Origin of the sequence: Desulfoscipio geothermicus DSM 3669 (assembly GCF_900115975.1) — a bacterium.
Taxonomy (GTDB): Bacteria; Bacillota; Desulfotomaculia; order Desulfotomaculales; family Desulfallaceae; genus Desulfoscipio; species Desulfoscipio geothermicus.
Window position 1 is genome coordinate 109,098 of sequence record NZ_FOYM01000004.1, and the last position, 26,799, is coordinate 135,896.

Annotated in this window: 29 protein-coding genes, 1 pseudogene and 1 riboswitch; of the genes and pseudogenes, 28 read left to right on the forward strand and 2 right to left on the reverse strand. The window is 52.3% G+C overall.

Annotated elements, in window-relative coordinates; translation table 11 throughout:
* Positions 1 to 189: 189 nt before the first annotated feature.
* The 4 genes and pseudogenes from BM299_RS03815 to BM299_RS19910 form a co-directional block, all read left to right on the forward strand.
* The gene (locus BM299_RS03815; RefSeq protein ID WP_207545120.1) at positions 190 to 786 is read left to right on the forward strand and encodes a YueI family protein; all 597 of its coding nucleotides are present in this window, start codon (positions 190 to 192) and stop codon (positions 784 to 786) included.
* A 94-nt stretch (positions 787 to 880) separates the two neighbouring features.
* Positions 881 to 943: riboswitch (Fluoride riboswitch) on the forward strand.
* A 113-nt stretch (positions 944 to 1,056) separates the two neighbouring features.
* Positions 1,057 to 1,527 carry a Spy/CpxP family protein refolding chaperone gene (locus tag BM299_RS03820; RefSeq protein WP_092482132.1) on the forward strand — a complete coding sequence of 157 codons (471 nt, stop codon included), beginning with the start codon at positions 1,057 to 1,059 and terminating at the stop codon, positions 1,525 to 1,527.
* Between the two features lie 93 nt (positions 1,528 to 1,620).
* Positions 1,621 to 2,214 carry a response regulator transcription factor gene (locus tag BM299_RS03825; RefSeq protein WP_245779631.1) on the forward strand — a complete coding sequence of 198 codons (594 nt, stop codon included), beginning with the start codon at positions 1,621 to 1,623 and terminating at the stop codon, positions 2,212 to 2,214.
* Between the two features lie 51 nt (positions 2,215 to 2,265).
* Positions 2,266 to 2,412, forward strand: a pseudogene (locus tag BM299_RS19910) (FtsX-like permease family protein); the annotation flags it as partial.
* 295 nt (positions 2,413 to 2,707) lie between these two features.
* Here the strand turns inward: BM299_RS19910 and gbsB are convergent.
* Complete coding sequence (gene gbsB / locus BM299_RS03840) at positions 2,708 to 3,904, reverse strand: choline dehydrogenase (protein ID WP_281246353.1); 1,197 nt, start codon at positions 3,902 to 3,904, stop codon at positions 2,708 to 2,710.
* 233 nt (positions 3,905 to 4,137) lie between these two features.
* Here gbsB and cudC point away from each other — a divergent pair, with 233 nt between their 5' ends.
* The 17 genes from cudC (at position 4,138) to holA (ending at position 19,696) form a co-directional block, all read left to right on the forward strand.
* Positions 4,138 to 4,722 (forward strand): choline uptake/conversion transcriptional regulator CudC, encoded by a 585-nt coding sequence (cudC, locus tag BM299_RS03845; protein ID WP_092482137.1) that lies wholly within the window; start codon positions 4,138 to 4,140, stop codon positions 4,720 to 4,722.
* 324 nt (positions 4,723 to 5,046) lie between these two features.
* A complete protein-coding gene (locus BM299_RS03850) occupies positions 5,047 to 6,078 on the forward strand; it encodes an ABC transporter substrate-binding protein (RefSeq protein WP_092482138.1) in 1,032 nt (343 codons plus the stop codon).
* Positions 6,079 to 6,174: 96 nt separating this feature from the next.
* Positions 6,175 to 7,062 carry an ABC transporter permease gene (locus BM299_RS03855; protein ID WP_245779632.1) on the forward strand — a complete coding sequence of 296 codons (888 nt, stop codon included), beginning with the start codon at positions 6,175 to 6,177 and terminating at the stop codon, positions 7,060 to 7,062.
* 30 nt (positions 7,063 to 7,092) lie between these two features.
* The gene (locus BM299_RS03860; RefSeq protein ID WP_092482139.1) at positions 7,093 to 8,265 is read left to right on the forward strand and encodes a quaternary amine ABC transporter ATP-binding protein; all 1,173 of its coding nucleotides are present in this window, start codon (positions 7,093 to 7,095) and stop codon (positions 8,263 to 8,265) included.
* Between the two features lie 44 nt (positions 8,266 to 8,309).
* The gene (locus BM299_RS03865) at positions 8,310 to 8,729 is read left to right on the forward strand and encodes a 4Fe-4S dicluster domain-containing protein (RefSeq protein WP_207545121.1); all 420 of its coding nucleotides are present in this window, start codon (positions 8,310 to 8,312) and stop codon (positions 8,727 to 8,729) included.
* The gene (locus BM299_RS03870) at positions 8,722 to 10,578 is read left to right on the forward strand and encodes an aldehyde ferredoxin oxidoreductase family protein (protein WP_092482140.1); all 1,857 of its coding nucleotides are present in this window, start codon (positions 8,722 to 8,724) and stop codon (positions 10,576 to 10,578) included. Before BM299_RS03865 ends, BM299_RS03870 begins: the two co-directional genes overlap by 8 nt.
* Positions 10,579 to 10,821: 243 nt before the next feature.
* Positions 10,822 to 11,850, forward strand: coding sequence for an ABC transporter substrate-binding protein (locus BM299_RS03875; protein WP_092482141.1), 1,029 nt, complete (start codon positions 10,822 to 10,824; stop codon positions 11,848 to 11,850).
* A 127-nt stretch (positions 11,851 to 11,977) separates the two neighbouring features.
* On the forward strand, positions 11,978 to 13,705 hold the full coding sequence (locus BM299_RS03880; RefSeq protein WP_092482142.1) for an aldehyde ferredoxin oxidoreductase family protein: 1,728 nt from the start codon (positions 11,978 to 11,980) through the stop codon (positions 13,703 to 13,705).
* Between the two features lie 77 nt (positions 13,706 to 13,782).
* Complete coding sequence (locus tag BM299_RS03885; RefSeq protein ID WP_245779633.1) at positions 13,783 to 14,031, forward strand: MoaD/ThiS family protein; 249 nt, start codon at positions 13,783 to 13,785, stop codon at positions 14,029 to 14,031.
* Positions 14,032 to 14,379: a winged helix-turn-helix domain-containing protein gene (locus BM299_RS03890; RefSeq protein ID WP_092482144.1), complete on the forward strand. Its 348-nt coding sequence runs from the start codon at positions 14,032 to 14,034 to the stop codon at positions 14,377 to 14,379.
* A gap of 54 nt (positions 14,380 to 14,433) precedes the next feature.
* Positions 14,434 to 15,132, forward strand: a complete 699-nt coding sequence (locus BM299_RS03895; RefSeq protein ID WP_092482145.1) for an ABC transporter permease — start codon at positions 14,434 to 14,436, stop codon at positions 15,130 to 15,132.
* Between the two features lie 131 nt (positions 15,133 to 15,263).
* Positions 15,264 to 16,244, forward strand: coding sequence for a GTP 3',8-cyclase MoaA (gene moaA, locus BM299_RS03900; protein WP_092482146.1), 981 nt, complete (start codon positions 15,264 to 15,266; stop codon positions 16,242 to 16,244).
* A gap of 6 nt (positions 16,245 to 16,250) precedes the next feature.
* Complete coding sequence (gene moaC / locus BM299_RS03905) at positions 16,251 to 16,760, forward strand: cyclic pyranopterin monophosphate synthase MoaC (RefSeq protein ID WP_092482147.1); 510 nt, start codon at positions 16,251 to 16,253, stop codon at positions 16,758 to 16,760.
* Positions 16,748 to 17,185, forward strand: coding sequence for an MOSC domain-containing protein (locus BM299_RS03910; protein ID WP_092482148.1), 438 nt, complete (start codon positions 16,748 to 16,750; stop codon positions 17,183 to 17,185). The genes moaC and BM299_RS03910 overlap by 13 nt, the downstream gene beginning before the upstream one ends.
* Positions 17,178 to 17,711, forward strand: a complete 534-nt coding sequence (gene mobB / locus BM299_RS03915; RefSeq protein ID WP_092482149.1) for a molybdopterin-guanine dinucleotide biosynthesis protein B — start codon at positions 17,178 to 17,180, stop codon at positions 17,709 to 17,711. Before BM299_RS03910 ends, mobB begins: the two co-directional genes overlap by 8 nt.
* 104 nt (positions 17,712 to 17,815) lie before the next feature.
* Positions 17,816 to 18,571, forward strand: a complete 756-nt coding sequence (locus BM299_RS03920) for a HesA/MoeB/ThiF family protein (RefSeq protein WP_092482150.1) — start codon at positions 17,816 to 17,818, stop codon at positions 18,569 to 18,571.
* Positions 18,572 to 18,631: 60 nt separating this feature from the next.
* On the forward strand, positions 18,632 to 19,696 hold the full coding sequence (gene holA, locus BM299_RS03925) for a DNA polymerase III subunit delta (RefSeq protein ID WP_092482151.1): 1,065 nt from the start codon (positions 18,632 to 18,634) through the stop codon (positions 19,694 to 19,696).
* A 35-nt stretch (positions 19,697 to 19,731) separates the two neighbouring features.
* Here holA and rpsT read toward each other — a convergent pair whose 3' ends face one another.
* Positions 19,732 to 20,001 (reverse strand): 30S ribosomal protein S20, encoded by a 270-nt coding sequence (rpsT, locus tag BM299_RS03930; RefSeq protein WP_092482152.1) that lies wholly within the window; start codon positions 19,999 to 20,001, stop codon positions 19,732 to 19,734.
* Between the two features lie 127 nt (positions 20,002 to 20,128).
* Here rpsT and BM299_RS03935 point away from each other — a divergent pair, with 127 nt between their 5' ends.
* The 7 genes from BM299_RS03935 to hrcA all read left to right on the forward strand — a co-directional run bounded on the left by BM299_RS03935 (position 20,129) and on the right by hrcA (position 26,772).
* The gene (locus tag BM299_RS03935) at positions 20,129 to 20,470 is read left to right on the forward strand and encodes a phage holin family protein (protein ID WP_092482153.1); all 342 of its coding nucleotides are present in this window, start codon (positions 20,129 to 20,131) and stop codon (positions 20,468 to 20,470) included.
* 150 nt (positions 20,471 to 20,620) lie between these two features.
* On the forward strand, positions 20,621 to 21,697 hold the full coding sequence (gene spoIIP / locus BM299_RS03940; RefSeq protein ID WP_092482154.1) for a stage II sporulation protein P: 1,077 nt from the start codon (positions 20,621 to 20,623) through the stop codon (positions 21,695 to 21,697).
* A 49-nt stretch (positions 21,698 to 21,746) separates the two neighbouring features.
* On the forward strand, positions 21,747 to 22,079 hold the full coding sequence (locus BM299_RS03945) for a hypothetical protein (RefSeq protein WP_131820602.1): 333 nt from the start codon (positions 21,747 to 21,749) through the stop codon (positions 22,077 to 22,079).
* 232 nt (positions 22,080 to 22,311) lie between these two features.
* Entirely contained in the window at positions 22,312 to 24,120 is a 1,809-nt protein-coding gene (gene lepA / locus BM299_RS03950) for a translation elongation factor 4 (protein ID WP_092482156.1), read from the forward strand.
* An 83-nt stretch (positions 24,121 to 24,203) separates the two neighbouring features.
* Positions 24,204 to 24,338 (forward strand): hypothetical protein, encoded by a 135-nt coding sequence (locus BM299_RS20170; RefSeq protein ID WP_281246351.1) that lies wholly within the window; start codon positions 24,204 to 24,206, stop codon positions 24,336 to 24,338.
* 147 nt (positions 24,339 to 24,485) lie between these two features.
* The gene (hemW, locus tag BM299_RS03955) at positions 24,486 to 25,652 is read left to right on the forward strand and encodes a radical SAM family heme chaperone HemW (RefSeq protein WP_092482157.1); all 1,167 of its coding nucleotides are present in this window, start codon (positions 24,486 to 24,488) and stop codon (positions 25,650 to 25,652) included.
* A gap of 73 nt (positions 25,653 to 25,725) precedes the next feature.
* A complete protein-coding gene (hrcA, locus tag BM299_RS03960; RefSeq protein ID WP_092482158.1) occupies positions 25,726 to 26,772 on the forward strand; it encodes a heat-inducible transcriptional repressor HrcA in 1,047 nt (348 codons plus the stop codon).
* Positions 26,773 to 26,799: the final 27 nt, after the last annotated feature.

The following is a 26,799-nucleotide window of genomic DNA, read 5'->3' on the forward strand; positions in this document are numbered from 1 at the left end:
TCGTTTAGCCCGTGTTATTGCGAGGAGTTAAGCGACGCGGCAATCTATACTTCATAGGAAAGGGGACACACCTCCTCTTTAGGGTTTGCAGATTTGGGGTCGGAGGAATGTCCCCAAATACTGCCGCGCTACGCCTATAATGACAAAAGCGGGGCGAGGAAGATATATACCACCGAAAGAGGTTTAAACATGACAGAACAAGATATTCAAGCGGAAGCAATTGGCACATGGATGAATAAAAATGAACTGGAAAAAGCACTGGCCATAGGTATTTACGGGCCTCCGGAACTCAAACACGATGAAAAAGTTCATTACCTGGGAGAATTTAAGGAGCGGGTTATCAGGCTGCTGACCAGGAAGCAGGTGGCGGAACCGGCCATTTACCCGGAAATAATTGAGGCCCTAAAGGACAAAAGGGCTGCCAGATTGGTCATCAATGGCGACATTGCTGATTGCTTTATTGAAAAATACGAGGAATTGGCCCGGAAATTGGGAAAGCCTTACACGGTGGTGCATGACCCGGAATTAAAAGGGGAAGCCGGTTTAGCCGTGGTCAGCAACGATGCCGTAGACGTAGAAGAATTTAATGTGCCGGATAGAGAAATAAGGTTAAGTAAACTGGGGCTTTCCAAAGCTTTAATTAATGCTGCGGGAAAAAAAGTTTGCTCGCATTGCTTAGAAAAAATTATTCGTGCCGACCCCGGCGAAGTTATCAATTATCATAAGCTTACTATGTCAGATCGTTTTTGGGGGGAGCATTGCCGGGCCTGTGCAAGTAAACCATAAGCCGTAACAGTTTTTAAAGGCAAGCTTTTAGAGTAATTTAATATCAAATGAATTTCTTGACTATCTAAACCAAAGTGATATAAAATTACCCCAAAAATAACCAGGCGATGGGGCCCGCCGTAGAACCGCCGGTCAGGCTAATAGCTCCTACCAACTTGTGGTGGGAGCTGTTTTTTTTTATGCAATGCACAGGCAATAATATTTTTTTAAAGGCCCCAAACATAAAACCAATTTACTAAGGAGGAATCAGATGGGAAAGGAGGTGTAATAGTGAACAAGAAAATAGTGCTTTTGACCGTTACACTACTTTTGGTATTCGGTATTGTCCAGGTGGCTGCGGCGGCCGGAATGGGCTGGGGTGGTAACGGCCCGCGTATGCTTAATAGCGATGACTGGGTCAGCCCGGTGGATGCCATAAATCTCACTGACCAGCAAATCGCTAAAATGCAGGAAATCAGGCAAAAAACCTACGCGCAAACCCGCGACCTGCGCATTAAGCTAATGGACAGCATGCAGGAGCTGAGGCAGCTACAGCTACAGAAAAACCCGGACAAAGCCAAAATAGACGCCAAGATCAAGGAGATTAACGATCTGCGCGGCAAGCTGTACGGCATCGCCCAGCAAAGCCGGGAGCAGTGCCGGTCTTTACTTACCCAGGAGCAGTTGGCCCAGATGGCCCAAAACAGGGGCAAATGGGGCCGCGGCTTTCGGGGAGGCTTTGGGGCCGGCAGCACCCAGTAAATGATTTGTTTTGGTAACTGAAAAGGGAGGGACGGATTTTATGCGCCCTCCCCTTTTAACAACGCCCATGAAGCTCAGTTTACGCCAGTAATATTGGATGGGGAAGAAGCCCTGCAAAAAGTGCCCATTCGCCACCCGGACCTGATCCTTTTGGACATCATGCTGCCCAAAAAGGACGGCTGGGCAGTGTGCCGGGAAATCAGAAAACAGCTTTCCATACCCATAATTATGCTCACCGCCCGGGGAGAGGAACTGGACCGGGTGCTGGGCCTGGAAATGGGGGCGGACGATTACATAACCAAGCCCTTTTCCCCCCGGGAAATGGTGGCCCGGGTTAAAGCCGTATTAAGGCGGATGCACCACGCGGAGGGAAAAAAAGACGCTGAGGTTATCACATTACCCGGTTTGATCCTAAATAACGCCGCCAAACAGGTGGAAATGAACGGGCAGGTTGTCTCCATGCCCCCCAAGGAGTTTGAGCTGTTGTGGTTTTTGGCCGGTAACCCGGACCGGGTTTTTTCGCGGGAACAGCTGTTGCAGCAGGTTTGGGAATATGACTACCTGGGTGACCCCCGCACCGTGGATACGCATATCAAACGTTTGCGCGAAAAACTCAGCGCCCATATGGGTAAACGCTATATCAAAACGGCCTGGGGCCAGGGCTATAAATTTGAGGCAGGTAATTAAATGTCGGCCCAGGATACGGCTCGCACCATGTCCGTACTACTGGTCATTGTAGCCACCATAGTGCTGATCGTGGGCGGCATCGGCATCATGAACGTTATGTTTGTCTCGGTCAAGGAACGTACCAGGGAGATCGGCATTTTAAAGGCCATCGGGGCCAGGAAAACGGATATTTTGCTTCAGTTTTTGCTGGAGGCGTTAAGCCACGAATAAAGGTGCCTGGCACTCCTTAATTTCAATAAAAATAGATATTAAACATTGTTTTTTATCTTTCGGGTAAAGCCGGGTGTTGGTAAAGAGACCGCATTCGGTAAAGTTTTTTTGTTGGTTTGTGATCATAAGCCCGTCATTCCATTCATGGAGGAGTAACCGGCATTCATCACCCACTTTAAAAGTGGTGTCTTCTACCGAGAGCTGATAAAAAGAATAGCCGGCAGTATCTTGCAAATTACCGCAAAATGCTGCCGGCTATAAGTTTAGAGTGTTTTTGACTAAATCACAGCGTCGGTTCCACCAGGCCAAAGCAGCGCTTGTAAATCCACTCGTAACCCTTAACATTAATATCCCTGGGGTTGCCCACCGTCTGCGGGTCGTTGAAAGCTTCCCTGGCCAGTCGCGGTATCATGTCCTCCGGCACTCCCTGCTCCGCCAGGGTGGGGATGCCCAGATCATCCACCAGTTGGTATACGGCCAGTACGGCCTCTTTGGCCGCTTCTTCCACGGACAGCCCGAAGGTGTTTACCCCCATGGCTTGGGCGATGCGGGCAAATTTCTCCGGCTCGCCCATCCAGTTGTATTCCATGACGGGCCCCAGCATGGTGGCCACGCACGGGCCGTGGGCCACGGGGATGATGCCGCCCAGGGTCTGGGACATGGCATGGGCGGCGCCCGCCGATTCGCTGCCATAAGACAAACCGGCCAGCATGGCTGCCTGGGCCATGGCATAACGGGCTTCTATGTCCTGACCGTTGGCGCAGGCCCGCCGCAGGTATTTGGCGCAGTACTCAATGGCCAGCAGCGCCACCGCATCGGTGATGGGCTGGGCATAGTGGCAGGTATAGCACTCAATGGCGTGGCAAAGCGCATCCATGCCCGTTCCGGCGGTAATGTGGGGCGGCATGGATATGTGCAACTCCGGATCGATGACCGCCAGGTGGGCGGCAATCAGCGGTCCGCCGGTGTTGAACTTAAACTGCCGCGCCGGGTCGGTAATGACCGCCCACTGGGTGACTTCGCTGCCCGTGCCCGCGGTGGTGGGGACGGTGGTCAGCGGCGGAATTCTCTTGCTTAAAGGCTTTTTACCCTCCGCACATTCGTATTCCAGGACGGGTTTACCATGTGCCACTTCCACGCCGATGGCCTTGGCCGTGTCCATGGAACTGCCGCCGCCCACGGCAATCAGGCCGTTGCAGTTGTTTTCCAGGTATTTTTTAGTGCCGGCGGCCACCACATCCAGCGGCGGGTTGGCCACCACGCTGTCGTAAAGTACATATTCCACGCCGGCCTGCTTGAGGCTGTCCATGACCGGTTCTATTAAGCCGGCCTCGCAAACACCCTTATCCGTTACCAGGAGTGCTTTATCGACCCCCAGGTTTTTTACCTCATCGCCAAGGTGCTTGATAACTCCTATGCCGTGTTTAACTACTGTCGGCATCTCGAAACTTTTTAATCTGGCCATGCGCTCAAAACGCATATTCAAGTGTATCTCCCCCTTGTATTAATGTTAAGATGGTTTATAATGTTTAATACTTTTTAAATGTTAGCATGTAAAAAATAACTGTTCAACTCAGAAATTTAGGCAAAATTTATAAATACCTCGTAATTTCGGTGCTATATAGGCATTTACATTATTTTTTTTATAAGATATGATTAAAATATCTTAAACAAAGGTAGTAGGTACATTTCCTAAGTGAAAGGTTTGATGATATGTATAACGATAAAAAAAGAAATCGGGGTGATTATTTGGTCCCGGGTCGTTTGGAAGAAAAAATAATTCAGGCCAAGGATAAAGTGATCAACGCCATGGCTGAAACCATGGACCTATACGGCGTCACGGCTTCCATCGGGCGGCTTTACGGCACGCTTTATTTTCAGCAGTACCCGATGACGCTGGATGAAATGAAAGATGAACTGGGCATGAGCAAACCCAGTATGAGTCTGGCGGTTCGCTCCCTGCTGGATATGAAAGTGGTGCAAAAAGTCTGGCAAAAGGGGACCCGCAAGGATTTATACGTGGCGGAAAAGGATTTTTTTAAATTTTTTCAGGTCTTTTTTTCCACCAAGTGGCGCCGGGAAATTGAGGTTAATTTACACGCTATAGATGAAGCTCTGACAGAATTAGATACATTACTGGAAAACCCCGATTTATCACCCGAAAAAAAGAAGGAAGCAGAAGCATTCAAACAGCAAATAGAGAATTCAAAAGTGTACTATAACTGGCTGGATGACCTAGTAAAAAGTCTGGAAAGCGGGCGCCTTTTTGAACTTATTCCGCCGAAAAAAGTAGATTGACGTATTAAGCCCCTCACATCAGCGTGGATAGGGGCTTAAAAATTTACAATACGTTTAATAGATATTAAACGTATAAGACAGTAATCATAAGTTATATCAATTAATCTATGATATAGTTAGTTTTATTAATAGATATTAGACTTTGACTTTGCGGACAACTTCGTGGTTTTATTAAGTTGGTAGTTAGCTTGTAGCATTTTGCGTTAAGAGGGGGGATATGGCGTAGCAAAGACTTTCGTCAGGGGTATTAGTCAAAATCTGAAATTCTGTGCTATGCAAATACTAATCTTGTTGGTAGGTATCATTTAAGAGGGGGAATTAGAAATGAGCATTTTTAGAAAGAAAAACAAAACCCTGTGGCTGGTAATTTCATTGTTTGTGGCGGTGGCCTTGCTGACTGCCGGTTGCGGCGGGGGTGAAAAACAGGCGGCCGAAAAGAAAAAAGAGACCATCATTTTTGCCGATGCCGGGTGGGATAGCATTCGCTTGCATAACGAAATAGCCGGCATAATATTGAGAGAGGGTTACGGCTATAAAACGGACGTGATTCCGGGCGGTGAGCCGTCGTCCTTGACCGGCGTCAGTACCGGCGACATTGACGTGTACATGGAAGTTTGGAGCGGCAATGTTATCGACAAGTACAATAAACTGGTTGAGAACGGAGACATTATTGAAGTGGGGCTGAACTTCGACGATAACAAGCAGGGTCTTTATGTACCGACATACGTTATTAAAGGTGACCCCGCCAGGGGTATTGAGCCCATGGCGCCGGATTTGAAGTCTATCCACGACCTTCCCAAATACTGGGAGTTGTTTAAAGACCCGGAAGACCCCGGCAAGGGAAGAATATACGGCTCTATACCGGGTTGGACGGCGGACACCGTTTTGCAGGCCAAGTACAAGAACTATGGCCTGGACAAGAACTTCAATTACTTCCAGCCCGGTTCCGACACCGCTCTGGCCACCTCTTTGACCAAGGCCATCGAAGAAGGCAAACCCTGGGTCGGTTATTACTGGGAGCCGACCTGGATATCCGGTAAGTATGATTTAACCCTGTTGGAAGATGCGCCCTACAGCGACGAGCTGTGGAAAGATGGCTATCGTTGTGAATACCCGTCCCAAAGGCTCACTATAATTGTCCAGAAAAAACTACCCGAGCAGGCGCCTGAAGTGGTGGAATTTTTAAAACACTACCATACCAGCAGCGAACTGGTTAGTGAAGCGCTGGCTTACATGCAGGATAATCAAGCAACTACTCAGGAAACAGCGAAATGGTTTTTAAAGGAACATAAAGACCTGTGGACCGAGTGGGTACCTGCGGATGTGGCGGAAAAGGTAAATGCAGCAATCAAATAATTGGAATTTCTTTGGGTTGACAAGGTTGGCCGGTATGTTTTCCGGCCAACCTGACTTATACCGTGGGAGACAAGAGGAAACAGTAAAAGGGGGTTAATGGCTGCGGGGCAACTGAGCCTGCAGCTACCGTACATGAATAATTTCCCTGAGTTTTTAACCTTTAATTTGGGAGTGTATGTAGAGAAATTTGTCAAGTGGCTGGATATAAACTTTGGAGATTTTTTTGAAGCTGTCAGCAATGCTATTTTATGGCTGATGATCCACATTGAAGACTTGTTGCTGTGGCTGCCCTGGTGGCTGGTTGTTATCGTTGTTCTAATAATGGGCTGGCGTTTTTCATCAGTTATTGCCGGCATTGTATTTTCGCTGATGCTGGTTCTGGTAGGGACTTTTGGTTACTGGGATTATATGATGTACACCCTGGCCATAGTACTGGCATCCGTTATAATCTCCCTGATATTCGGCATCCCAATAGGCATTTTGATGGCTTACAGTTCTTATGTTCAGGCATTAATGCGGCCTGTGCTCGATTTTATGCAAACCATGCCCAGTTTTGTTTACCTGATTCCCGCCATGTTGCTGTTCGGGTTGGGTAAAGTGCCGGCGGTTTTCGCCACCACCGTTTACGCCATCCCTCCTGTAATCAGGCTGACGGACCTGGGGATTCGCCAGGTTTCCAAGGAAATGGTCGAGGCCGCGATTTCATTTGGTTCCGGTTCGTGGGATGTATTGACCAAGGTCCAGCTGCCCCAGGCTTTGCCGGCGATAATGGCCGGAATTAACCAGACAACCATGATGGCCCTGTCCATGGTGGTTATTGCTTCCATGATCGGCGCCAAGGGATTGGGTATGGAAGTTTTGATAGCCATTAACCGAATAGAAATCGGGCGCGGATTTGAAGCAGGATTGGGGATAGTTATCATTGCCATTATTATGGACAGGATATCTCAGGGTATTGCCAATCGTTTTAAAATTCCCGGTTAAAAGCTAAAAAATGAAAGTGGGAGTTTGATAATGCCGGTTAAAGTAGAGGTAAAAAATTTAACCAAAATTTTTGGGCGTAATCCCAAAGCGATACTGGAAAAAGTAAAACAGGGGATGTCAAAAGAGAAGATACTGGAAGATACCGGGCATACCGTGGGTATCAGGAACGCTTCCTTTCAGGTTGAAGAAGGGGAAGTGTTTGTCATTATGGGCCTGTCCGGCAGCGGTAAGTCAACCCTGATACGCTGCCTGAATTTACTCAACAAACCCACTGCCGGAGAAATATATGTTGACGGGGACAATATTTTGGAATACGACAAAAAGCAGCTTAAAAAATTCAGGCAGGAAAAGGTGGCCATGGTATTTCAGCATTTTGGCCTGCTCAGCCATCGAACAGTCATCGGCAATGTTGAATACGGCCTGGAAGTTAAAAAAATACCCAAAAATGAGCGCTGTGAAATCGCCAAAAAGGCCATTGCCAATGCCGGACTGGCCGGCTGGGAGAATAAAATGCCCAATGAATTGAGCGGCGGTATGCAACAGCGCGTGGGGTTGGCCCGGGCCCTGGCCAATGACCCGGACATCCTTTTAATGGATGAACCTTTCAGCGCCCTGGACCCGCTGATCCGGCGCGATATGCAGTATGAATTGATGGAACTGCAGTCCAGGTTGAAAAAAACCATCATATTTATTACCCACGATATTAATGAAGCTTTTAAAATCGGTGACCGGGTGGCGGTAATGAAAGATGGTGTAATCGAACAGATCGGTACGCCGGAGGAACTTCTGGCTTCCCCCGAAAGTGAGTACATCGAGAATTTTGTTAAGGACATTGACCGGTCCAAGGTTCTGCAGGCCAAACATGTCATGTTTAAACCCACCGTTCTGGTTTCCATCAAGGAAGGGCTGAAAGCAGCCATGATGGAGATGAAGTCAAACGGCATTTCCAGTGTATTTGTCGTTGATTCGGAAAAAAGGCTGCAGGGCATTGTTACCATAGATGATACCATTAAAGCGATCAAGGAGAATAAAACGCTGCGGGAGATATTAAAACATGATTATTACACCACCGACTGCGAAGCATTCCTGCAGGACCTGATCCCCAAAGCCACGGATACCAAGTACCCTCTGGCCGTAATAGATGAAGATGGCAAACTGTTGGGCCTGATATCCCGCGTCTCCGTGTTGTCAGCTTTGGTATAAAGATATAATGTAAACAATATGTTCGTTGGGATGGGGGTTATATTTTGCGAACAGTAATACACTGTAATTTTGACCTGTGTACCGGTTGTTCTATTTGCCAGATGGCGTGTGCACAGATTAAAACCGGGGGCACGAATCCCCGCCTGGCTTTATTGAGGCTGGAAAAACAGGGCCTGATTTGCCGGCCCGTCCTTTGTGCCCAGTGCCGGAACGCCTTCTGCATGCAGGTTTGTCCCAGTGAGGCTATCTGCCGGGAAGACGATGGCCGGGTGGTTATTCGGGAGGAAAAATGTACCGGGTGCGGGTTGTGCGTTGAAGCATGTCAGGTAGACATGGTGTTTTTTGACAGCGATAATAAATCGGCACGCAAATGCGACCTGTGCGGCGGAGACCCGGCTTGTGTCAAATACTGCCCCACCGGCGCCCTGGAAAAAATTAAGCTGGGAGGGGATGCAGATGCCTAGCGGCTACATGAATAAATTCCTGTTTGTTAACCTTACCACCGGTGAAGTCAAGCCAATGGAAGTGCCGGAATGGCTGCGCGATAATTTCATCGGGGGCAAGGGATTCGGCATGAAATTGCTGTATGACCTGGTGCCGCAATATTGCGACCCTTTGGGTCCGGAGAATGTATTGATGTTTATGACCGGGCCGCTGACCGGTACCCTGGCGCCGTCCATGCGGGCCTGCGTGGTTACCAAATCTCCCCTCACCGGCACGCTGCTGGACTCATATTTTGGCGGGTCATTCGGCCATGAGATAAAGTATGCCGGGTACGACGGCATTATTATCACCGGCAGGGCCAGTGAGCCCGTTTATTTGTGGATATATAACGACAGCGTGGAAATTCGCCCGGCGAAGGGTTGCTGGGGCATGGGCACCCTGGAGGCCAACCGCGCTATTAAAGAAGAACTGCGGGATCCTTCGATTAAAATAGCCGGCATCGGGCCCGCCGGTGAAAACCTGGTGCGGTTTGCCTTAATTTCTTGCGAATACAACCGCCAGGCCGGACGGGGCGGCGCCGGAGCGGTAATGGGGGCCAAAAACCTGAAGGCCGTTGCGTTAAAAGGCACCCGGCCGGTTTACGTGCATGATCAAGATGCCTTTTTAAAGGCAGTGGAACAGGGCTACCGGGATCTAAAGGCCAGCCCGGATATCCAGGCGCTGGTGGATACCGGAACCGCTTCAGCGGTGCCCTTTGCCAATGAAGTGGGGGTACTGCCCAGGCGTAATTATTTTGACGGTACCTTTGCAGGAGCCAACAGTATCAGTGACTTCGGGCAAAGCAAGCACCTGTGGTTGAGAAGCGACGCCTGTTTGGGCTGCCCGGTGCGCTGCAGCAAGGTCGGGTATATCCGGACCGGCCGCTATAAAGGTACGGTTTCCGATATTGTAGAGTACGAATCCGCGGCCATGCTGGGCTCCAACCTGGAGATCGACGATATTAAAGCGGTAACTTATCTCACCCACCTGTGTGATGAGCTGGGACTGGACAGTATGTCCGCCGGGGGAGTGCTGGGTTTTGCCATGGAGGCCGCGGATAAAGGGATATTGCCGCAAAAGGAAGTGGCGGGGCAGCCTGTGCGGTTCGGCAACCCCCTGGCAGCGGAAAAGATGCTTGAGGCCGTTGCCTATCGCCGGGGAGACCTGGGGAATTTACTGGCGGACGGGGTGCAGCGGGCGGCAGCCAAACTGGGACCTGCGGCGGAGGAGTTTGCCGTGCATATCAAGGGTTTGGAAACGCCGGCCTGGGGTCCCCGGGGGGCGACGGGTATTGCCCTGGCCCTGATGACCGCCGACCGGGGCGGCTGTCACCAGCGCGGTATGCCTTTGGGCGAAGACCTGGGCGGCGCTCTCTGGAACGGCCGGCCGGTAGACCGGTTGGCCCTGTCCGGCAAGGCGGAAATCGTCATTCATTACCAGAACTACCTGGCGGCCCTGGATACACTGGTCAAGTGCGATTTCGGCGCCTTCGGTATACAGCCGCAAACTTACCTGGAGCTGTACCGGACGTGTACGGGGCGCGATCTTGATGGTGAGGACGGTCTGCAACTGCTGGGGGCCAGGATATGGAACCTGGGACGGCAGTTTAACCTGCGTGAGGGTCTGGACCCCGGGTTGGATACGCTGCCCAAGCGTTTCTTTGCACCTTTGCCCAGCGGACCATGCAAGGGCCACCGGTTTACTGCGGAAGATGTGCAGGTAATGTTGCGCGAGTATTACCTGCTGCGCGGCTGGAATGCCGACGGCCGCCCCGGGCAGGAAGTATTGCAAGAACTTGGTCTTGATAATGTAAAAACAACCAACATTTAGTTGGAAGCTCCCGCTTTAAGCGGGAGTTTTTTTAGCGTTACTTTCATGCTTATCAGTATAATGCAAATATAAAGGTGCAAATGGACAGGCTTTAGGACCTGTGCTATAATTACCACAGTCATACAAGCAACTTGTTGGTTTTTATAAGTTGCTCGCAATTTAGAATTTTGAATTGAGTGAGGTGTTTACGGGATGTTCTGATTACAATGAAAAAAACAACTAATAGCTATAGGGGGTATAATTATGTTGCGAAATAAGCTGCCATTGCTTGTGCTTATAACCGCTTTATTTTTTACGCTTGCCGGAGTTGCCGGGTGCTCTTCCGGGGAAGCAGACAATGCAGGGGAAAGCAACAGTGCCAAGGAGACCATTGTATTTGCCGATTACAACTGGCAAAGTGCCCTGTTTAACAACCGCGTGGCGCAGTTCATCATTGAAAACGGTTATGGCTATAAAACCGACAGCATGCCGGGTGAAACTATTCCTCTGATGCAGGGTATGAGTACGGGCGACATTGATGTCTCTATGGAGATATGGGTGCAAAATGCCCAGGAGGCTTACGATAAATGGATGGGAGAAGGGAAATACATAGATCTGGGAACAAACTTTGATGACAACGTGCAGGGCTTGTTTGTTCCCACCTATATTATCAAGGGGGACCCCGAGAGGGGTATAGAACCTATGGCGCCCGACCTCAAGTCCATTGAAGACCTCCCCAGGTACTGGGAATTATTCAAGGATCCTGAAGATCCCACCAAGGGGCGGTTTTACGGTGGCGTTCCCGGGTGGGAAGCGGACAAAATCCTGACCGAGAAATTTGCAACTTACGGCCTGGATAAACATTATAAAATATTCCGCCCCGGTTCGGGCACTGCGCTGGCTACCTCCCTGGTGAAAGCCTATGAGGAGGGCAAACCCTGGTTTGGTTACTACTGGGCTCCAACATGGGTTTTCGGGGCCCTGGACCTTACCCAAATTGAAGAACCCGCATACAGCGAAAAGTTGTGGAAAGACGGTTACGGGTGTGCGTTCCCCTCAGTGGATGTTAATATTGTAGTGTATAAGGATATGCCGGAAAAAGCTCCCGAGGTCGTTGAATTTTTAAAGAACTACAGTTTAAAAAGTGCACTGATCAGTGAAGCGCTGGCCTATATGCGGGAGAACAAGGTGGACGCGGATGAGGCGGCGATCTGGTTCTTGCGGGAGAAGACCGATATTTGGACCAAGTGGGTCCCGGATGACGTAGCTGAAAAAGTTAAGCAAAAACTATAAAAAGTGTTTGATTTTATAACATTGACAAATCAGTTTGTTCAATGTAACCTGAGATTGTAGCAAGTTTTATATTATACGGTAAACTTATTAACAGGTCAACCGGTAAATTAAAAAAGGGGGATTGTCTGTGGCCAAATTTTTAAGGGTTGATATGTCGGCTAAACAGGCCAAGTTTGAAGAAGTTTCGGACAAGTACCTGACCCTGGGGGGGCGTGCTCTCACTTCCCAGCTGGTGGCTGATGAAGTGCCCGCTGTCTGTGACCCGTTGGGACCGTTTAATAAACTGGTGATTGCCCCCGGGTTGCTTTCGGGAACCAACGCTCCTTCCTCGGGACGCCTTTCGGTGGGCGGCAAAAGCCCGCTGACCGGCGGCATCAAGGAAGCCAACGCCGGCGGTATCACATCGCAAAAACTGGCCAACCTGGACATTAAGGCCGTTATTATTGAAGGCAAGCCTGCGGATAAAGGGTTTTTCCTGTTGAAAATCACTCCGGACGGAGTGGAAATGCTGTCCGCCGACGATCTGGCCGGCAAGGGCACCTATGAAGTAACCGCCATTTGCCGGGAACGTTACGGTGACAAAGTGGCCGTTATTACCATCGGCCCGGCCGGAGAAATGCTCATGCCTTCCGCCGGCGTTAGCAACAATGACAGCGACGGCAACAGCAGCCGCTACGCCGGTCGCGGTGGATTGGGCGCGGTAATGGGCTCCAAGGGCCTGAAAGCCATTGTTGTGGACTGCCCCAAAACATTCGACGCCCCGGTCAAAGACCCCGAGCGTTTCAAGGCAGCCGCCAAGAAATTCGCGAAGATATTGCTGGACCACCCGGTATGCGGCCAGGGCCTGCCCTCTTACGGCACCAATGTGTTGATGAATATTATCAACGAAGCCGGAACTCTACCGACACGGAATTTTAAATTCGGTCGTTTTGACAAGGCCGGAGAAGTAAGCGGCGAAAAACTGGCCGAAGTGGCCACCGCCCGCGGCGGCAAGGCCACCCACGCCTGTCACCCCGGTTGCGTAATGCGCTGCTCCAATGTGTACCCCATGCCGGACGGCAAGGTTTGCGCCCCCATTGAGTATGAAACCGCCTGGTGCTTCGGGCCCAACCTGGAAATCAGCGACCTGGACGTCGTGGCCAAGTTGAACTACATCTGCAACGACGTAGGCTTGGACACCATCGAAGCGGGCTGCACCCTGGGCGTATTGATGGAAGCCGGTGTCATCCCATTCGGTGACGGGCAGGCCGCCATCGCCGCGCTTGAAGAAGTGGCCAAGGGTACGCCGCTGGGCCGCATTATCGGCAGCGGCGCCACCAATGCAGGTAAGGTATACGGTGTAACCAGGGTGCCCGCCGTCAAGGGCCAGGGCATTCCGGCCTACGACCCGCGTTCCTGCAAAGGCAACGGCGTCACCTACGCCACCACCCCCATGGGCGCAGACCACACCGCCGGTTACGCCGTAACGGCCAACATCTTGAAAGTAGGCGGGTTTGTCGATCCCACCAACAAGGACGGCCAGGTGGAACTGTCCCGCAACCTGCAGGTAGCCACCGCGGCTATTGACGCTACCGGCCTGTGCCTGTTCGTGGCCTTCGCGGTGCTGGATAACCCCGAGGGTCTGCCCACCATCGTGGAAATGCTGAACGCCCAGTACGGCACCGAGCTAACCGTGGACGACGTGGCAGCTCTGGGGCAAAACATTCTCAAGGTGGAACGCCGGTTCAACCTGGATGCCGGCTTTACCAAGGCCGACGATCGGCTGCCCGAGTTTTTCTCAACAGAGGAATTGCCGCCGCATAATACCAAATTTGATATTTCGGACAATGACCTGGACGAGGTATTTAACTTCTAGTATAATATGCTGAGCAGGGTTGTGGGAGGAAGCCCTCCTGCAACCCTGTCTTTTCAAATACAGAGGAAAACGCGGGGGTGAATCAATTGCGGATCGAAGTGCGGGTATTCAGCGGTCTGGAAAAATTTTTACCCAACAAGAGCTTTGGCGAGCCGTTGCCGGTTGAACTGCCGGAGGGCGGGACAATCAGAGACTTGTTGCTCAAGATAGGCATTCCTAAAGACCATGTGTTTACCATTCTGGTGGACGGCAAGCACCGATCCTTTGATTATACTGTCAGGGACGGTGAAAGAATATCTTTATTCCCGCCGGTGGGAGGCGGTTAAATGGTTACCGGCGACACCTTCAGCCCCGGCTACAAAATTTGGCTGGAGAAAAACGGAGGTGTGCAGGGGGACGGTTTTTTCCAACTGCTTGAATATATAAATCAAACCGGCAGTATATCGGGAGCCGCCTCAGCCATGGGGATGTCCTACCGGGCCGCCTGGGGTAAGATCAAGGCGGCGGAAAAAAAGTGGGGCATGGATTTGGTGACCACCAGGGTGGGCGGCGAAACGGGCGGTGGTGCCAGGTTGACACCCGAGGCCGGCAAGTTGCTACGGCGGTATTACCGTTTTCGTGAAACGGTGGAACGGGAAATAAGCAATATTTTCATACGAATTTTCAACGACTAATTTTTTTGCAGGCGTTATGTTCAATTAAGCATACTGAGATGAGGTTTTTAGGCTGTGGAGCAAATCTGGGAAGGTTTGACTAAAGCATTATATATGTTGATTTCCGGTGACCCGGAAGTACTGCGAATTACGCTTTTTACCATGCGCGTTTCCGGCACGGCCACCTTGATCAGTGTATTAATCGGGGTGCCTGTGGGGCTTTTCCTGGCTTTTCGGGTTTTTCCGGGGCGCAACCTGGCGGTCAGCCTGGTGAATCTGGGCATGGGATTGCCCCCGGTGGTGGTCGGCCTTTTTGTCAGCCTGATGCTTTGGCGTTCCGGACCCCTGGGTTTTTTAGGGCTGCAGTACACGCCGGCGGCCATCATCATTGCCCAGGGCATTATTGCTTCACCCATTGTGACGGGCTTCAGCATGGCGGCCATTGGGCAGCTGAATCCTAAAATCAGGTTGCAGATTTTGGCTCTGGGGGCGTCCCGGTGGCAGTTGATTTGGTTGCTGCTTAAAGAAGCCCGGCTGGGCCTGCTGGCCGCGGTGATCGCGGGTTTTGGCGGGGTGATTTCCGAGGTGGGCGCCGCCATGATGGTGGGGGGCAATATATCGGGCTATACCCGGACGTTGACTACGGCCACCGTATTGGAAGTGAACAAAGGTAATTTTGATATCGGCATTGCCCTGAGCGTGATTTTGCTGCTGCTGGCGTACCTGATCACTTTCAGCCTCACTTTTTTGCAGCAGAAGGGTCGGTATTCTTAGTGGTTGGTTGTTGGTCGCTGGGTTGTGATTAGCGCTCATACCATATTATGTACATTTCCGGCAAAACATTGTAGTCACGTTATTTTGAGCAAGATTATTTTTTAATCAATCATACAAAAGAAGGTGTTATAATGCAGGACAGATTCCAGCGGCAAATTCAGTACTTGCGTATATCGGTTACCGACCGGTGCAACCTGCGCTGTGTTTATTGCATGCCTGCTGAAGGTGTCAGGAGCATACCGCACAACGAAATACTGACCATGGAGGAAATAGCCGCCATCGTGGAAGCCGGGGTGCAGGTGGGCATTAAAAAAGTGCGCCTTACCGGTGGGGAACCGCTGGTGCGCCGCGGGATTCTGGACCTGGTTAAAAATTTAAGCCGGATTCCGGAAATTGATGACATAGCTATCACCACCAACGGCATTTTGCTGGCGGAAATGGCCGCCGACCTCAAGGCCGCGGGGGTGAACCGCGTCAATATCAGCCTGGATACCTTGCGGGCCGGGCGGTTTAAGCGGATTACCAGGGGAGGGTGCCTGGACACGGTGCGGCGGGGTATAAACGCCGCATTGGAAACGGGCCTTAATCCGGTGAAAATAAATACCGTGGCCATTCGGGGCTTCAACGATGACGAATTGCTGAGCCTGGCCAGGTTGACCCTGGACCACCCGCTGCACATCCGGTTTATAGAACTCATGCCCATCGGTACCGCCGACGGCTGGGACAGGGCCAGGTTCATATCTTCCGCGGAGGTCAGGGAATTGATTACCGGGGCCCTGGGTACGCTGGAAGATGTAAAAAATGTTCGGGGCAACGGCCCGGCTCGCTACAGCCGTCTCCCGGGGGGCCGGGGCACCATCGGGTTTATTTCGGCAGTGAGCAACCACTTCTGCACCCGGTGCAACAGGCTGCGCCTGACAGCTACCGGGCAGTTGCGCCCGTGCCTGTTCAACCACCGGGAAATGGACCTGAAAGAACCCTTGCGGGCCGGCGCTGGTCGGGAAGAACTGGTGCGGGTGTTCCATGAGGCAATTTTAAGTAAACCGAACGGTCATGATTTGGCGGTCAACTGGCAGGAAGATGACCGGATCATGTCGCAAATCGGAGGGTAATCAGCAATGCATGATAATGGCTATAAAGGTTTAAATCATTTCGATAACAAGGGTAATGCCAGGATGGTGGATATCAGCGTTAAGGATGACACCACGCGCGAAGCGGTGGCCCGGGGCGAGGTTATAATGCAGCCGGCCACGCTGGAATTGATCGCCCGGGGCCGGGTGGCCAAGGGTGATGTGCTGGGCGTGGCCCGGGTGGCCGGCATTATGGCGGCCAAGGAAACGGGGCGACTCATCCCCATGGCCCATCCCATTACCATTACCGGGGTTAACGTGGATTTTCGCCTGCGGCAACCCGATCGGGTGGAAATCCAGGCACGGGTGCGCACCACCGGTAAAACCGGGGTGGAAATGGAGGCGCTGACGGCGGTTTCCGTCGCCGGCCTGACCATCTATGACATGTGCAAAGCCGTTGACCGGGAAATGGTGCTGGGCCGGGTCAGACTGGTTCACAAATCCGGCGGTAAAAGCGGCACATTTGAAAGAAAGGACGAGGATTCATGGGATATGTAGTGGCTGTTTGCACCAGCCCCAAAAAGGGCATGCGTAAAAAAAACATCGGTACGGGCCGGCTGGTGGTTGACCACGGCCTGGAGGGCGACGCGCACGCCGGTCCGTGGCACAGGCAGGTCAGCCTGCTGGCCCTGGAAAGCGTACAGAAAATGCGGGACGCCGGTCTGGATGTTAACCCCGGCGATTTTGCCGAAAATATCACTACCGTGGGCCTGGACCTGGTTTCTTTGCCCATCGGCACTAAAATCGCCATCGGCCCCGATGCTCTGGGCGAAGTGACCCAGATCGGCAAGGAGTGCCACACCCGCTGTGCGATTTACCACCAGGCCGGCGATTGTGTCATGCCCAAGGAAGGCATTTTTGTCAAAGTATTGCGGGACGGCACTGTGAAGGTGGGCGACGAGGTGCGGGTGCTGGATGAATAATCGCTCGGTCCCGGTAATTTCCGTGGTGGGCTGGGCCAATACCGGCAAGACCACATTTCTGGAAAAGTTGGTGGCTGAGCTCAGGGCCAGGGGCCGGCGGGTGGGTGTAATCAAGCATCACCGGGGGCCCTTTGAGATGGACCGGCCCGGCAAGGATACGTGGCGTCTGGCCCGGGCCGGGGCCGCCTGCACGGCCATTGCCGGCCCGGGGAAAGTGGGGTTGGTGCTGGAATTTGACGGCGATCCGGCAGTAGAAGAAGTGGCCATCCTGATGCCCGGCATGGACCTCATAATCACCGAGGGTTATAAGCAAGCGGCTTTCCCCCAGTTGGAAGTGCGCCGGACCGGGTGCGGTGAGGGTAGGCCCGCGTCCCGTCCCGGGCAGCTTGCGGCCGTGGTGGGGGAGCGCTCATTATGTACGGAAGACGTACCATGCTTTGACCCGGAGGACGCTGTGGCGGTGGCAGATTTTATTGAAGAAAATTTTTTAACATTTTGCTCAAAGCGCCCCAATGACAGGGGATGAATTGTATAATTTCCGGTTTATAGTGATTTGCGTGGAGATTTTTAAAGCAGAAGAACAAACCGGCATAAAAATGGATTCTATTTATTAGGGGTAGGGGATTATCTATGAGTAAACTCTCCAGTGAGCAACTGGAACGCTACAAGAGGAATATTTTGCTGGACGGGGTCGGCTCCCGGGGACAGGAAAAATTATTGCAGGCCCGGGTCCTGGTGGTGGGTGCCGGCGGGCTGGGGTCCCCGGCAGCCTTTTACCTGGCTGCGGCCGGCGTCGGTCATATCGGTCTGGTGGACGGCGACCGGGTTGACCTGTCCAACCTGCAAAGGCAGATTCTGCATGCCACTCCCGACCTGGGGCGGCACAAGATTGATTCCGCCCGGGACAAACTGACCGCCTTAAACCCCGATATCCGGGTCACGGGCTACGAACAGCGGCTAAACGAAGACAATTTCCGCGAAATAATAGCCGGGTATGATTTGGTAGTGGACGGCACCGATAACTTTGGGACCCGTTTTCTCATCAACCGGGCCTGCGTTGAACAGCGTAAACCCTATATTTTCGGGGGAGTGCTGGGGTATACCGGCCAGGCTTTGACCATTCTACCGGGACAGGGACCGTGCCTGGCCTGCATTTTTAAAGATGTTCCGCCGGAGGATGCCCCTTCCTGCGACCGCCTGGGAGTTCTGGGGGCGGTGCCGGGTATTATCGGTTCATTGGAGGCCACCGAGGCGGTCAAGGTCATTCTTGGTACCGGTGAGCCTCTGTTGGGACGCCTGTTGACCTACGATGCCCTGTCCATGCGCTTTTATACCGTGGAAATTAACCGTGACCCGCAATGTGCCGTTTGCGGGGCTGTACAATAAAGAAAAATACGAATAATTTAAGTATGCAAAAAGAATTACGACGGCGGTGGGGTTAGATTTATGAAATACTTTCTTGATTTTTTGGCTCAACTCAAAGGGGGGGATATTGCCCCTGTTTATCTTTTTTACGGCCCCGAAAACTATTTGCGGGACCAGGCCATCCGGCGGTTGCGGGAAGCCATATTGCCACCGGGCGGGGAAGAACTCAATTACGAGGTGCTGGACGGCACCGTGGTTACGGGCCGGGATATTGCCGCCGCGGCCGGTTCCACTCCCTTTGTCAAGGGGCGGCGCCTGGTAGTGGTGCGCAATACGGGGCTGTTTCAAGCCTCGGGTAAAAAGAAGGAATCAGATGTGAATGAAGAGCATTTTAAACAAGAGGAACCAAAAAACACAGATGTCAAACAGATTCTTGAGTACTTGTCTGCTCCCTGTGCCGGAACTTGTTTGGTTTTTGCCACCGCCCAAAGTGTGGATAAACGGAAAAAAATCTACAAGGAAACGGCCCGGGTGGGCCGGGCTATAGAATTTGCCGGCTTGAAGCCCACTGATTTGGTGAAATGGCTGGCCAAGCTGGCCAGGGAGGCGGGTTGTTCCATCTCCCGGGAAGCTGCCCAGGAACTGATGGCCCGCTGCGGGCGGGATATGTACACCCTCTATAACGAAATGAATAAATTGACCTGCTATGTGGGGCCTGGGAAAACAATTGACCCGGAGACGGTGCGGGAACTGGTGACCGGTCAATTGGAAGAAAATATATTTGAGGTAGTGGACGCCATTGGTGCCAAAAACGTTATGCGGGCGCTGGCCGGCATTCGCAACCTGCTGTTGCAAAAGCATCAGGCCCAGCAGATAACCGGCATGGTGGCCAGGCAATTCAGACTGATATTACAGGTCAAGGAACTGGCCGGGGCCGGCCATACCCGGGAGGACATTCTCTCTGCCTTAAAGCTACACCCTTTCGTCCATAAAAAAATTTCCGCACAAAAAGATAACTTTCAAACAAGGCAACTGGTGTGGGCCATCAATAACCTGACCGAACTGGATTACCGGGTCAAAACAGGCCAGGCCGCTTTTTTCACCGCCATGGAAACTTTTATATTAAAAATTTGCGCTGAAAAATAATTAACCACCCATGTGCACAACTGGGTGGTTTAATCTTAGCTGGCCATATTTTTGTTAAAAAACTTGGTCAGGCGGGATTTTTTACGGGCTGCCGTGTTTTTATGCAATACGCCCTTGGTAACGGCTTTATCTATGGTAACAAGCGCCCGGCGTAACTTCATTTGTGCCTCTTCCCTGTTTTCACCGGCCATTGCTTCTTGGAAGCGGCGGATGGCGGTGCGCACGGTAGACTTGATACGCCTGTTGCGCTCGGTCCGTTTCTTGGTAATGCGAACCCGTTTGGCAGCAGATTTAATATTAGGCATCTTTCTCACCTCCCAACAGGGACAATTTTACCATGCGCTATTAAAAAAAGCAAGTTCCGCCTGTATACGGGCGGGATTTTTGGGTTAATTATAAATATAGATTACAAAAAAGGAGGTGAACCTTTAGATGACTCAATGGATCGGCCTGATCATCCGTTTTGTTGTTTCAGCACTTGTTTTAATTGTTGTTAGCTGGCTGGCTCCCGGCTTTGTGGTGCGCGGGGGCTTTACAGGCGCTTTGATTGCGGCGGCTGTAATCGCCGTTCTCGGTTACGCGGCCGAAGCGCTGCTGGGCGACAGGATTTCCCCCCAGAACCGCGGGATTGTGGGATTCATTACTGCCGCCGTGGTAATTTACCTGGCCCAGTTTATTATTCCCACTATGCTCAGCGTCAGTCTGGCCGGGGCTTTGATTTCCGCCTTCGTGATCGGATTAATCGACGCCGTAGTACCAACAGTGCTGCGCTAACAAAAACAAAAAAGGGGACAGGCTACTTTTTCGCTTTTTGAAAAAGTTGCCTGTCCCCTTTTTTATTTTTTCTGCGCGCTGCTTGTAATAATCGCCTCCGCCGGGGCATAGGATTAGACAACATGTCCCATCAAAAAGGGGAAGGTGGCTATGCACCCCGCTTACTATTACCACTACCGCATGCACAGGCTCCGCAAAAAAATGCGCCCCGTCGCATCGCTCATTATAATATTCATGCTGTTTTTCATCATCATCAACGGCTTGGTGGTATGCATGCCGTCGCTGGCCAAAGGCGCGCGCGGGATGTTGAACATCATGCTGGCATGGAGCGATCGCGACCCCCGGGGAATTTTACGGGTGGGGGTGCCGATTTTGGCCTGGGCGGGGCGGCAGGAAGACATCCCGCAGGTGGTGTCGCCCGGGGACTTAATGGCGCCCTTGATACGCGTGATCAGCGCGGGCCGGCAGCGCCCGGTGCTCATGTTGGAATCGCAAATGCCGCTTTTGGCGGCGGTAAATGCCTCCGAAACCAAATCCGCCCCCGTTATGGCGCCGCCTGTTGAACCGCTGCCTGATAAAGAAATGCAGGCAGTTGCGCCACCCCTTTCCAAAGAAAGCCTGGTGGCCATTTATAACACCCATACCGGTGAAACATATGCGCTTACGGACGGAATGGAGCGGTTCAACGGCAAGCGGGGTGGCGTGGTGAAGGCCGCCGAGGCCCTGGAGGACGAACTGGAAGAAAAGTACGGCATTCAGGTGGCTCGTTCCGACGCAATTAACGATACCAATTACAGCGCCTCATACGCGCGTTCCCAGGATACATTGCGGCAATTGTTGGAGGACAACCCGTCGGTGCAGGTGGTGCTGGACATCCACCGCGATGCGGGCAAATCCCGGGAAAACAGTCTGGTGACGGTGGATGGGCAGCAGGTGGCGCCGGTGTTGATTATCGTCGGCTCAGATGCCCGGGCGCCTTTCCCCACCTGGCGGCAAAACTACGACTTTGCCCGGGAACTGGCGGAGGAAATTGAAAAACAGCACCCGGGACTATGCCTGGGGGTCCGTATCAAGGAGGGCCGCTACAACCAATTCTTGCACCCGCGGGCCGTGCTGCTGGAGGTGGGCAGCGTGAGCAACTCCACCGAGGAGGCGGTACACTCTGCCCGGATGCTGGCCGGTCCCGTGGCGGAAATGGTTAAACGCTATATGGACGGTGAAGTATAGAAAAACGTTGTTTGGTGAAGATAATAATAAAAACCAAGTGGTGACTTTTGTGGGGATTCCAGGCAAACCCATGCTTGTCAGCCTGGGTATCTTTATCGGGCTGATATTTTTTGGGGTCAACATGTCGTTAATGAATTTTAATCGGGTGGTGGCTCCCGAACACCCGCTATGTCTCGTTGACTGGCAGGCAGGGGAGGGAATGGTGGAAATATTGTTGCTGGGCGAGTCACTGCGCCTGCCGCTGGATGACGACCTGCCCCGGGAAGCCAGGGAGCGGGCCTGCTATCTGTTACGCCAGGGGCGGATTGAGGCGGCAGAGTGGTTGGACCTGCTGCGCCAAAAAGCGCGCGAAATGAGAATAAAAAGGGGACAGGTACCGTAAAAGGGGGACTGGCTCCGATTCGTTTTGTGAATCGGTGCCTGTCCCCCTTTTACCGGAGCCAGTCCCCTTTTTATTCTTGTTGGGAAGGTAAAACGCAACGGAATCTACGTTGCTAAAAGTTGCCATATGCCTGTTTCTTTGGAAGCGCAAGATTCGGCGGGTCCTTTTCATGTCACCCGGACAGATGCTATAATATTATGAATTGACCTGAATAGAGGGAGAGGAATTAGCGGTGGAAAGAAGACAGGAACGTATCCGCAACTTTTGTATCATTGCCCATATCGATCACGGCAAATCCACCCTGGCGGACAGGCTATTGGAATATACCGGCGCTTTGACCCAGCGGGAAATGGCCGAACAGGTGCTGGACCAGATGGATTTGGAACGGGAGCGGGGCATTACCATAAAACTGCAGGCCGTACGCTTGAACTACCGGGCCAGGGACGGCCGTGATTATGCATTGAACCTGATTGATACCCCGGGACACGTTGATTTTACTTACGAAGTGTCCCGCAGCCTGGCTTCCTGCGAAGGCGCGCTGCTGGTGGTGGATGCCGCCCAGGGCATCGAGGCCCAGACCCTGGCCAACGTATATATGGCCATTGATCATGACCTGGAAATTATTCCGGTAATTAATAAAATTGATTTGCCCGCGGCGGACCCGGAGCGGGTGAGGAAAGAGATAGAGGACGTTATCGGGCTGGATGCCTCGGACGCCGTGCCGGCTTCCGCCAAAAACGGCACCGGCGTTGAGGAAATTCTGGAACAAATCGTGGCCAAAATTCCCCCGCCCAAGGGCGATGACGAAGCTCCCCTGCAGGCGTTGATTTTTGACTCGCATTACGATTCCTATAAGGGTGTGATTGCCTATATCCGGGTTGTGGAGGGGAGTATCAAAAAGGGCATGCAGATAAAAATGATGGCTACCGGTAAGGAATTTGAAGTCAGCGAGGTGGGCGTTTTTCGGCCCGCACCCGTGGTTATTGACGAACTGCGGGCCGGAGAGGTGGGCTTTTTGTCCGCCAGCATCAAGAATGTCAAGGACACCCGGGTGGGGGATACCGTCACGGACGCTCGCCGCCCCGCCGCCGCGCCCCTGCCGGGCTACCGCCAGGTCAAGCCCATGGTGTACTGTGGTCTTTACCCGGTGGAATCGGCGGAATACGAGGACCTGCGGGACGCGTTGGACAAATTGAAGCTGAACGATGCCGCCCTGGTTTACGAGCCCGAGACTTCGGAAGCCCTGGGCTTCGGTTTCCGCTGCGGTTTCCTGGGATTGCTGCACATGGAAATTGTCCAGGAACGGCTGGAGCGGGAATACGGGCTAAGCCTGATTACCACCGCGCCCAGCGTGGTTTACCGGGCTATCACCACGGCCGGCGAGGTGCTGGAAATCGACAACCCCAGCAAAATGCCTCCTGCCGGTAAAATAGCAGCCATGGAGGAACCCTTCGTGGCGGCCACGGTCATGGTGCCCCAGGAATTTGTGGGTGCGGTAATGGAGATTTGCCAGGATCGCCGGGGAGTCTACAAGGATATGGTGTACATGAGCCAGAACAGGGTAATGCTCAAATATGACCTTCCCCTGAGTGAAATCATATTCGACTTCTTTGATCAGCTTAAATCCCGCACCCGGGGTTATGCCTCGCTGGATTACGAGGTTGCCGGGTACCGCGAGTCCAAGCTGCTGAAAATGGATATTATGGTGGGTGGTGAACCCCTGGACGCTTTGAGCTTTATTGTGCACCGGGATAAAGCTTACCAGCGTGGCCGGGCCCTGGTGGAAAAATTGCGGGGGCTGATACCCCGCCACCTGTTTGAAATACCCATCCAGGCCGCCATCGGCAACAAGGTTATTGCCCGGGAGACCGTGCGCGCCCGACGCAAGGACGTGCTGGCCAAATGCTACGGCGGGGACATCACCCGTAAGCGTAAGTTGTTGGAAAAACAAAAGGAAGGCAAACGGCGCATGAAGCAGGTGGGCAATGTGGAGATTCCCCAGGAAGCCTTCATGGCCGTGCTGAGCATAGACGAGGAATAGGGAATAGGGGGTCAGACCCTTCCTACCTTCCTAACTTCCTAACTGCGATAAATCTACAGTAACGGAAAGATCGGTGATTAGAAATGAGTTGTTACTTGCGTTATTTGAAAGGCGTTATGGAAAAAGCGGGCGTCACTCCAACCAACAAGGAAGAACGGTGCCTGGTGGACCGGGCGGTGCGGGAAATTGTGGGCAATTATGGAAGCCAAATACCCTGAAGTTTGGAAAGAAGTGAAGACCCTCCTGCAAGAGCCCGGTGGCGAGGTTGAATTGGTATCCCGCCTGCGGCGGATAATTAAAGAATAGACGACTTGTTGTCCAAAACGGAACTATTTTTGAAATAACTTCGAAAGGCCTGACCTCATATGTATGAGCAACTTCCAAAAGCACTCTATATCCACGTTCCCTTTTGTGTGCGCAAGTGCCTGTACTGTGATTTCACTTCCTACCCCTACAGGGAACGGGATGCTCGCAGATATCTGTCCGGCCTGCGTCGGGAAATAGAATTACGGAGCGGTAAGGCTGGTAAACGGTGGGCGCTGTCCACCGTTTTTATCGGTGGAGGTACGCCCACCTGTTTATCAACGGAGATGCTTTTGGAAATAATAAATTTAATAAATCAGTATTTTATATTATTGCCGGGCGTTGAATTTACCATTGAAGCCAACCCCGGCACGGTAAGCCTGGACAAGCTGGCCGCCCTGCGCCGGGCGGGGGTCAACCGGCTCAGCCTGGGCGCCCAAGCCTGCTCTTCAAGCACGCTGCGTACCCTGGGACGCATTCACTCGCACGGGCAGACCGTGTCGGCTGTGCGGTGGGCCCGGGAAGCGGGTTTTGCCAACATTAACGTTGACCTCATCTTTGAAGTGCCGGGCCAGACCGGCCAGGAATGGAGACAATGCCTGGAACAGGTAGTTGATCTGAAGCCGGAGCACGTTTCCGCCTACGCGTTACAGATCGAAACGGGCACCCCGCTGGCGGCGCAGGTGGAAAACGGGCAATTGGCTCTCTGTGAAGAGGATACCTGTCTGGATATGTATCATGATGCAATAGACATATTAAACAGTGCCGGCCTGCGCCAGTATGAAATTTCCAATTTTGCCCTCTCCGGCAGGGAATGCCGCCACAACCTGGTATACTGGCATAACGGGGCGTACCTGGGGCTGGGTCCGGCTGCGCATTCCCGAATAAAAGACCGGCGCACGGCCAACGAGGCCGGTTTGGACAAGTACGCTGCCGTGTTGACCCGCGGCATGCTTCCGGTGGCCTGCTCGGAGCGGATCACCCCGGAAATTGATATTTTCGAGACGGTATTTTTGGGGTTGCGCCTGACTGCCGGGCTGGACCTGGAGCGATTTCGCAAGCGGTTTGGCCGCCCCCTGGAGGATGTTTATCCCGGCGTGGTGCGGCGAATGACTGAAAAGGCTTTGCTGGAGATAAAGGGAAATCACCTGCGTTTAACGGGTCGGGGCCAGGCGGTGGCCAACGCGGTGATGGCCGAATTTGTTCCGGGGGATCATATTGACAAATGACACCATCGGTGCTATGTTTTTAATAGGTGTTAGCACTCAATATGGGAGAGTGCTAACAGGGAGGTGTTCAACTATGACTCTCGATGCCAGGAAGAAGAATGTATTGCTGGCCATTATTCAGGATTACATCGCTACGGCGGAGCCGGTGGGTTCCCGCACTATTGCCAGAAAATACAAACTTGGTGTGAGTCCCGCGACCATCCGCAACGAAATGGCTGACCTGGAGGAGATGGGTTACATTGAACAACCGCATACTTCGGCGGGTCGGGTTCCGTCCAACAGGGGTTACAGGTATTATGTGGACCACCTGATGCAGCGGGAAGAACTCAGCGTGGAAGAAGAACAGCTGTTGCTCAGCGGTTACCTGACCAAAATGCAGGAAGTGGCTCAGGTGCTCCGGCGCACCGGTCAGTTGCTGTCCCACATTACCAGTTACACCGGGGTGATTTTAACTACTTGTTACGGTCAAGGTAAGTTCAAGCATATACAACTCATTCATATGAGCGCGGGCCAGGCCATGGTAGTGGTGGTTACCGATACCGGGGCTGTGCACCACCGGATTATCGAAATACCGGAAAGTATCTGCCCTGCCGACCTGGAAACCATTTCTGCGGTATTGAACCAGAAAATGCACGGTAAAAGTATTGAAAACATACGGTTGACACTAATCAAGGAGATTTATTTTGAGCTGGCCAAACAAAAACATGTTATAGATTTGGCTATGGATGTTATACGGGATAGTTTATCAGTGGAAACAGGGGAAAAGATATACCTGGGCGGCATTTTCAATATTTTAAACCAGCCCGAGTTCAACAACATTGAAAAGGTGAAAACTTTGCTCAGCCTGCTGGAACATGAGAATGAAATTGCCAATATTATGACCGATGTTTTTCGCAATGAAGGGGTTACCGTGCGTATTGGCGAGGAGATGGTGGATGACCGGATGAAGGAATACAGCATGGTAATGGGCAGTTATCATATGGAAGGCAAACCTGTGGGGGCTATCGGTCTGCTGGGGCCTACCAGGATGGACTATGCCAGGGCATTTGCCGTGGTGGAATACATGACCAGGAATCTTTCCCTGGTTATGGAAAGGTTGTTGCGCTGGCGGGGCAAGTAATATGACCTTGTAGTGCATATTTATTTT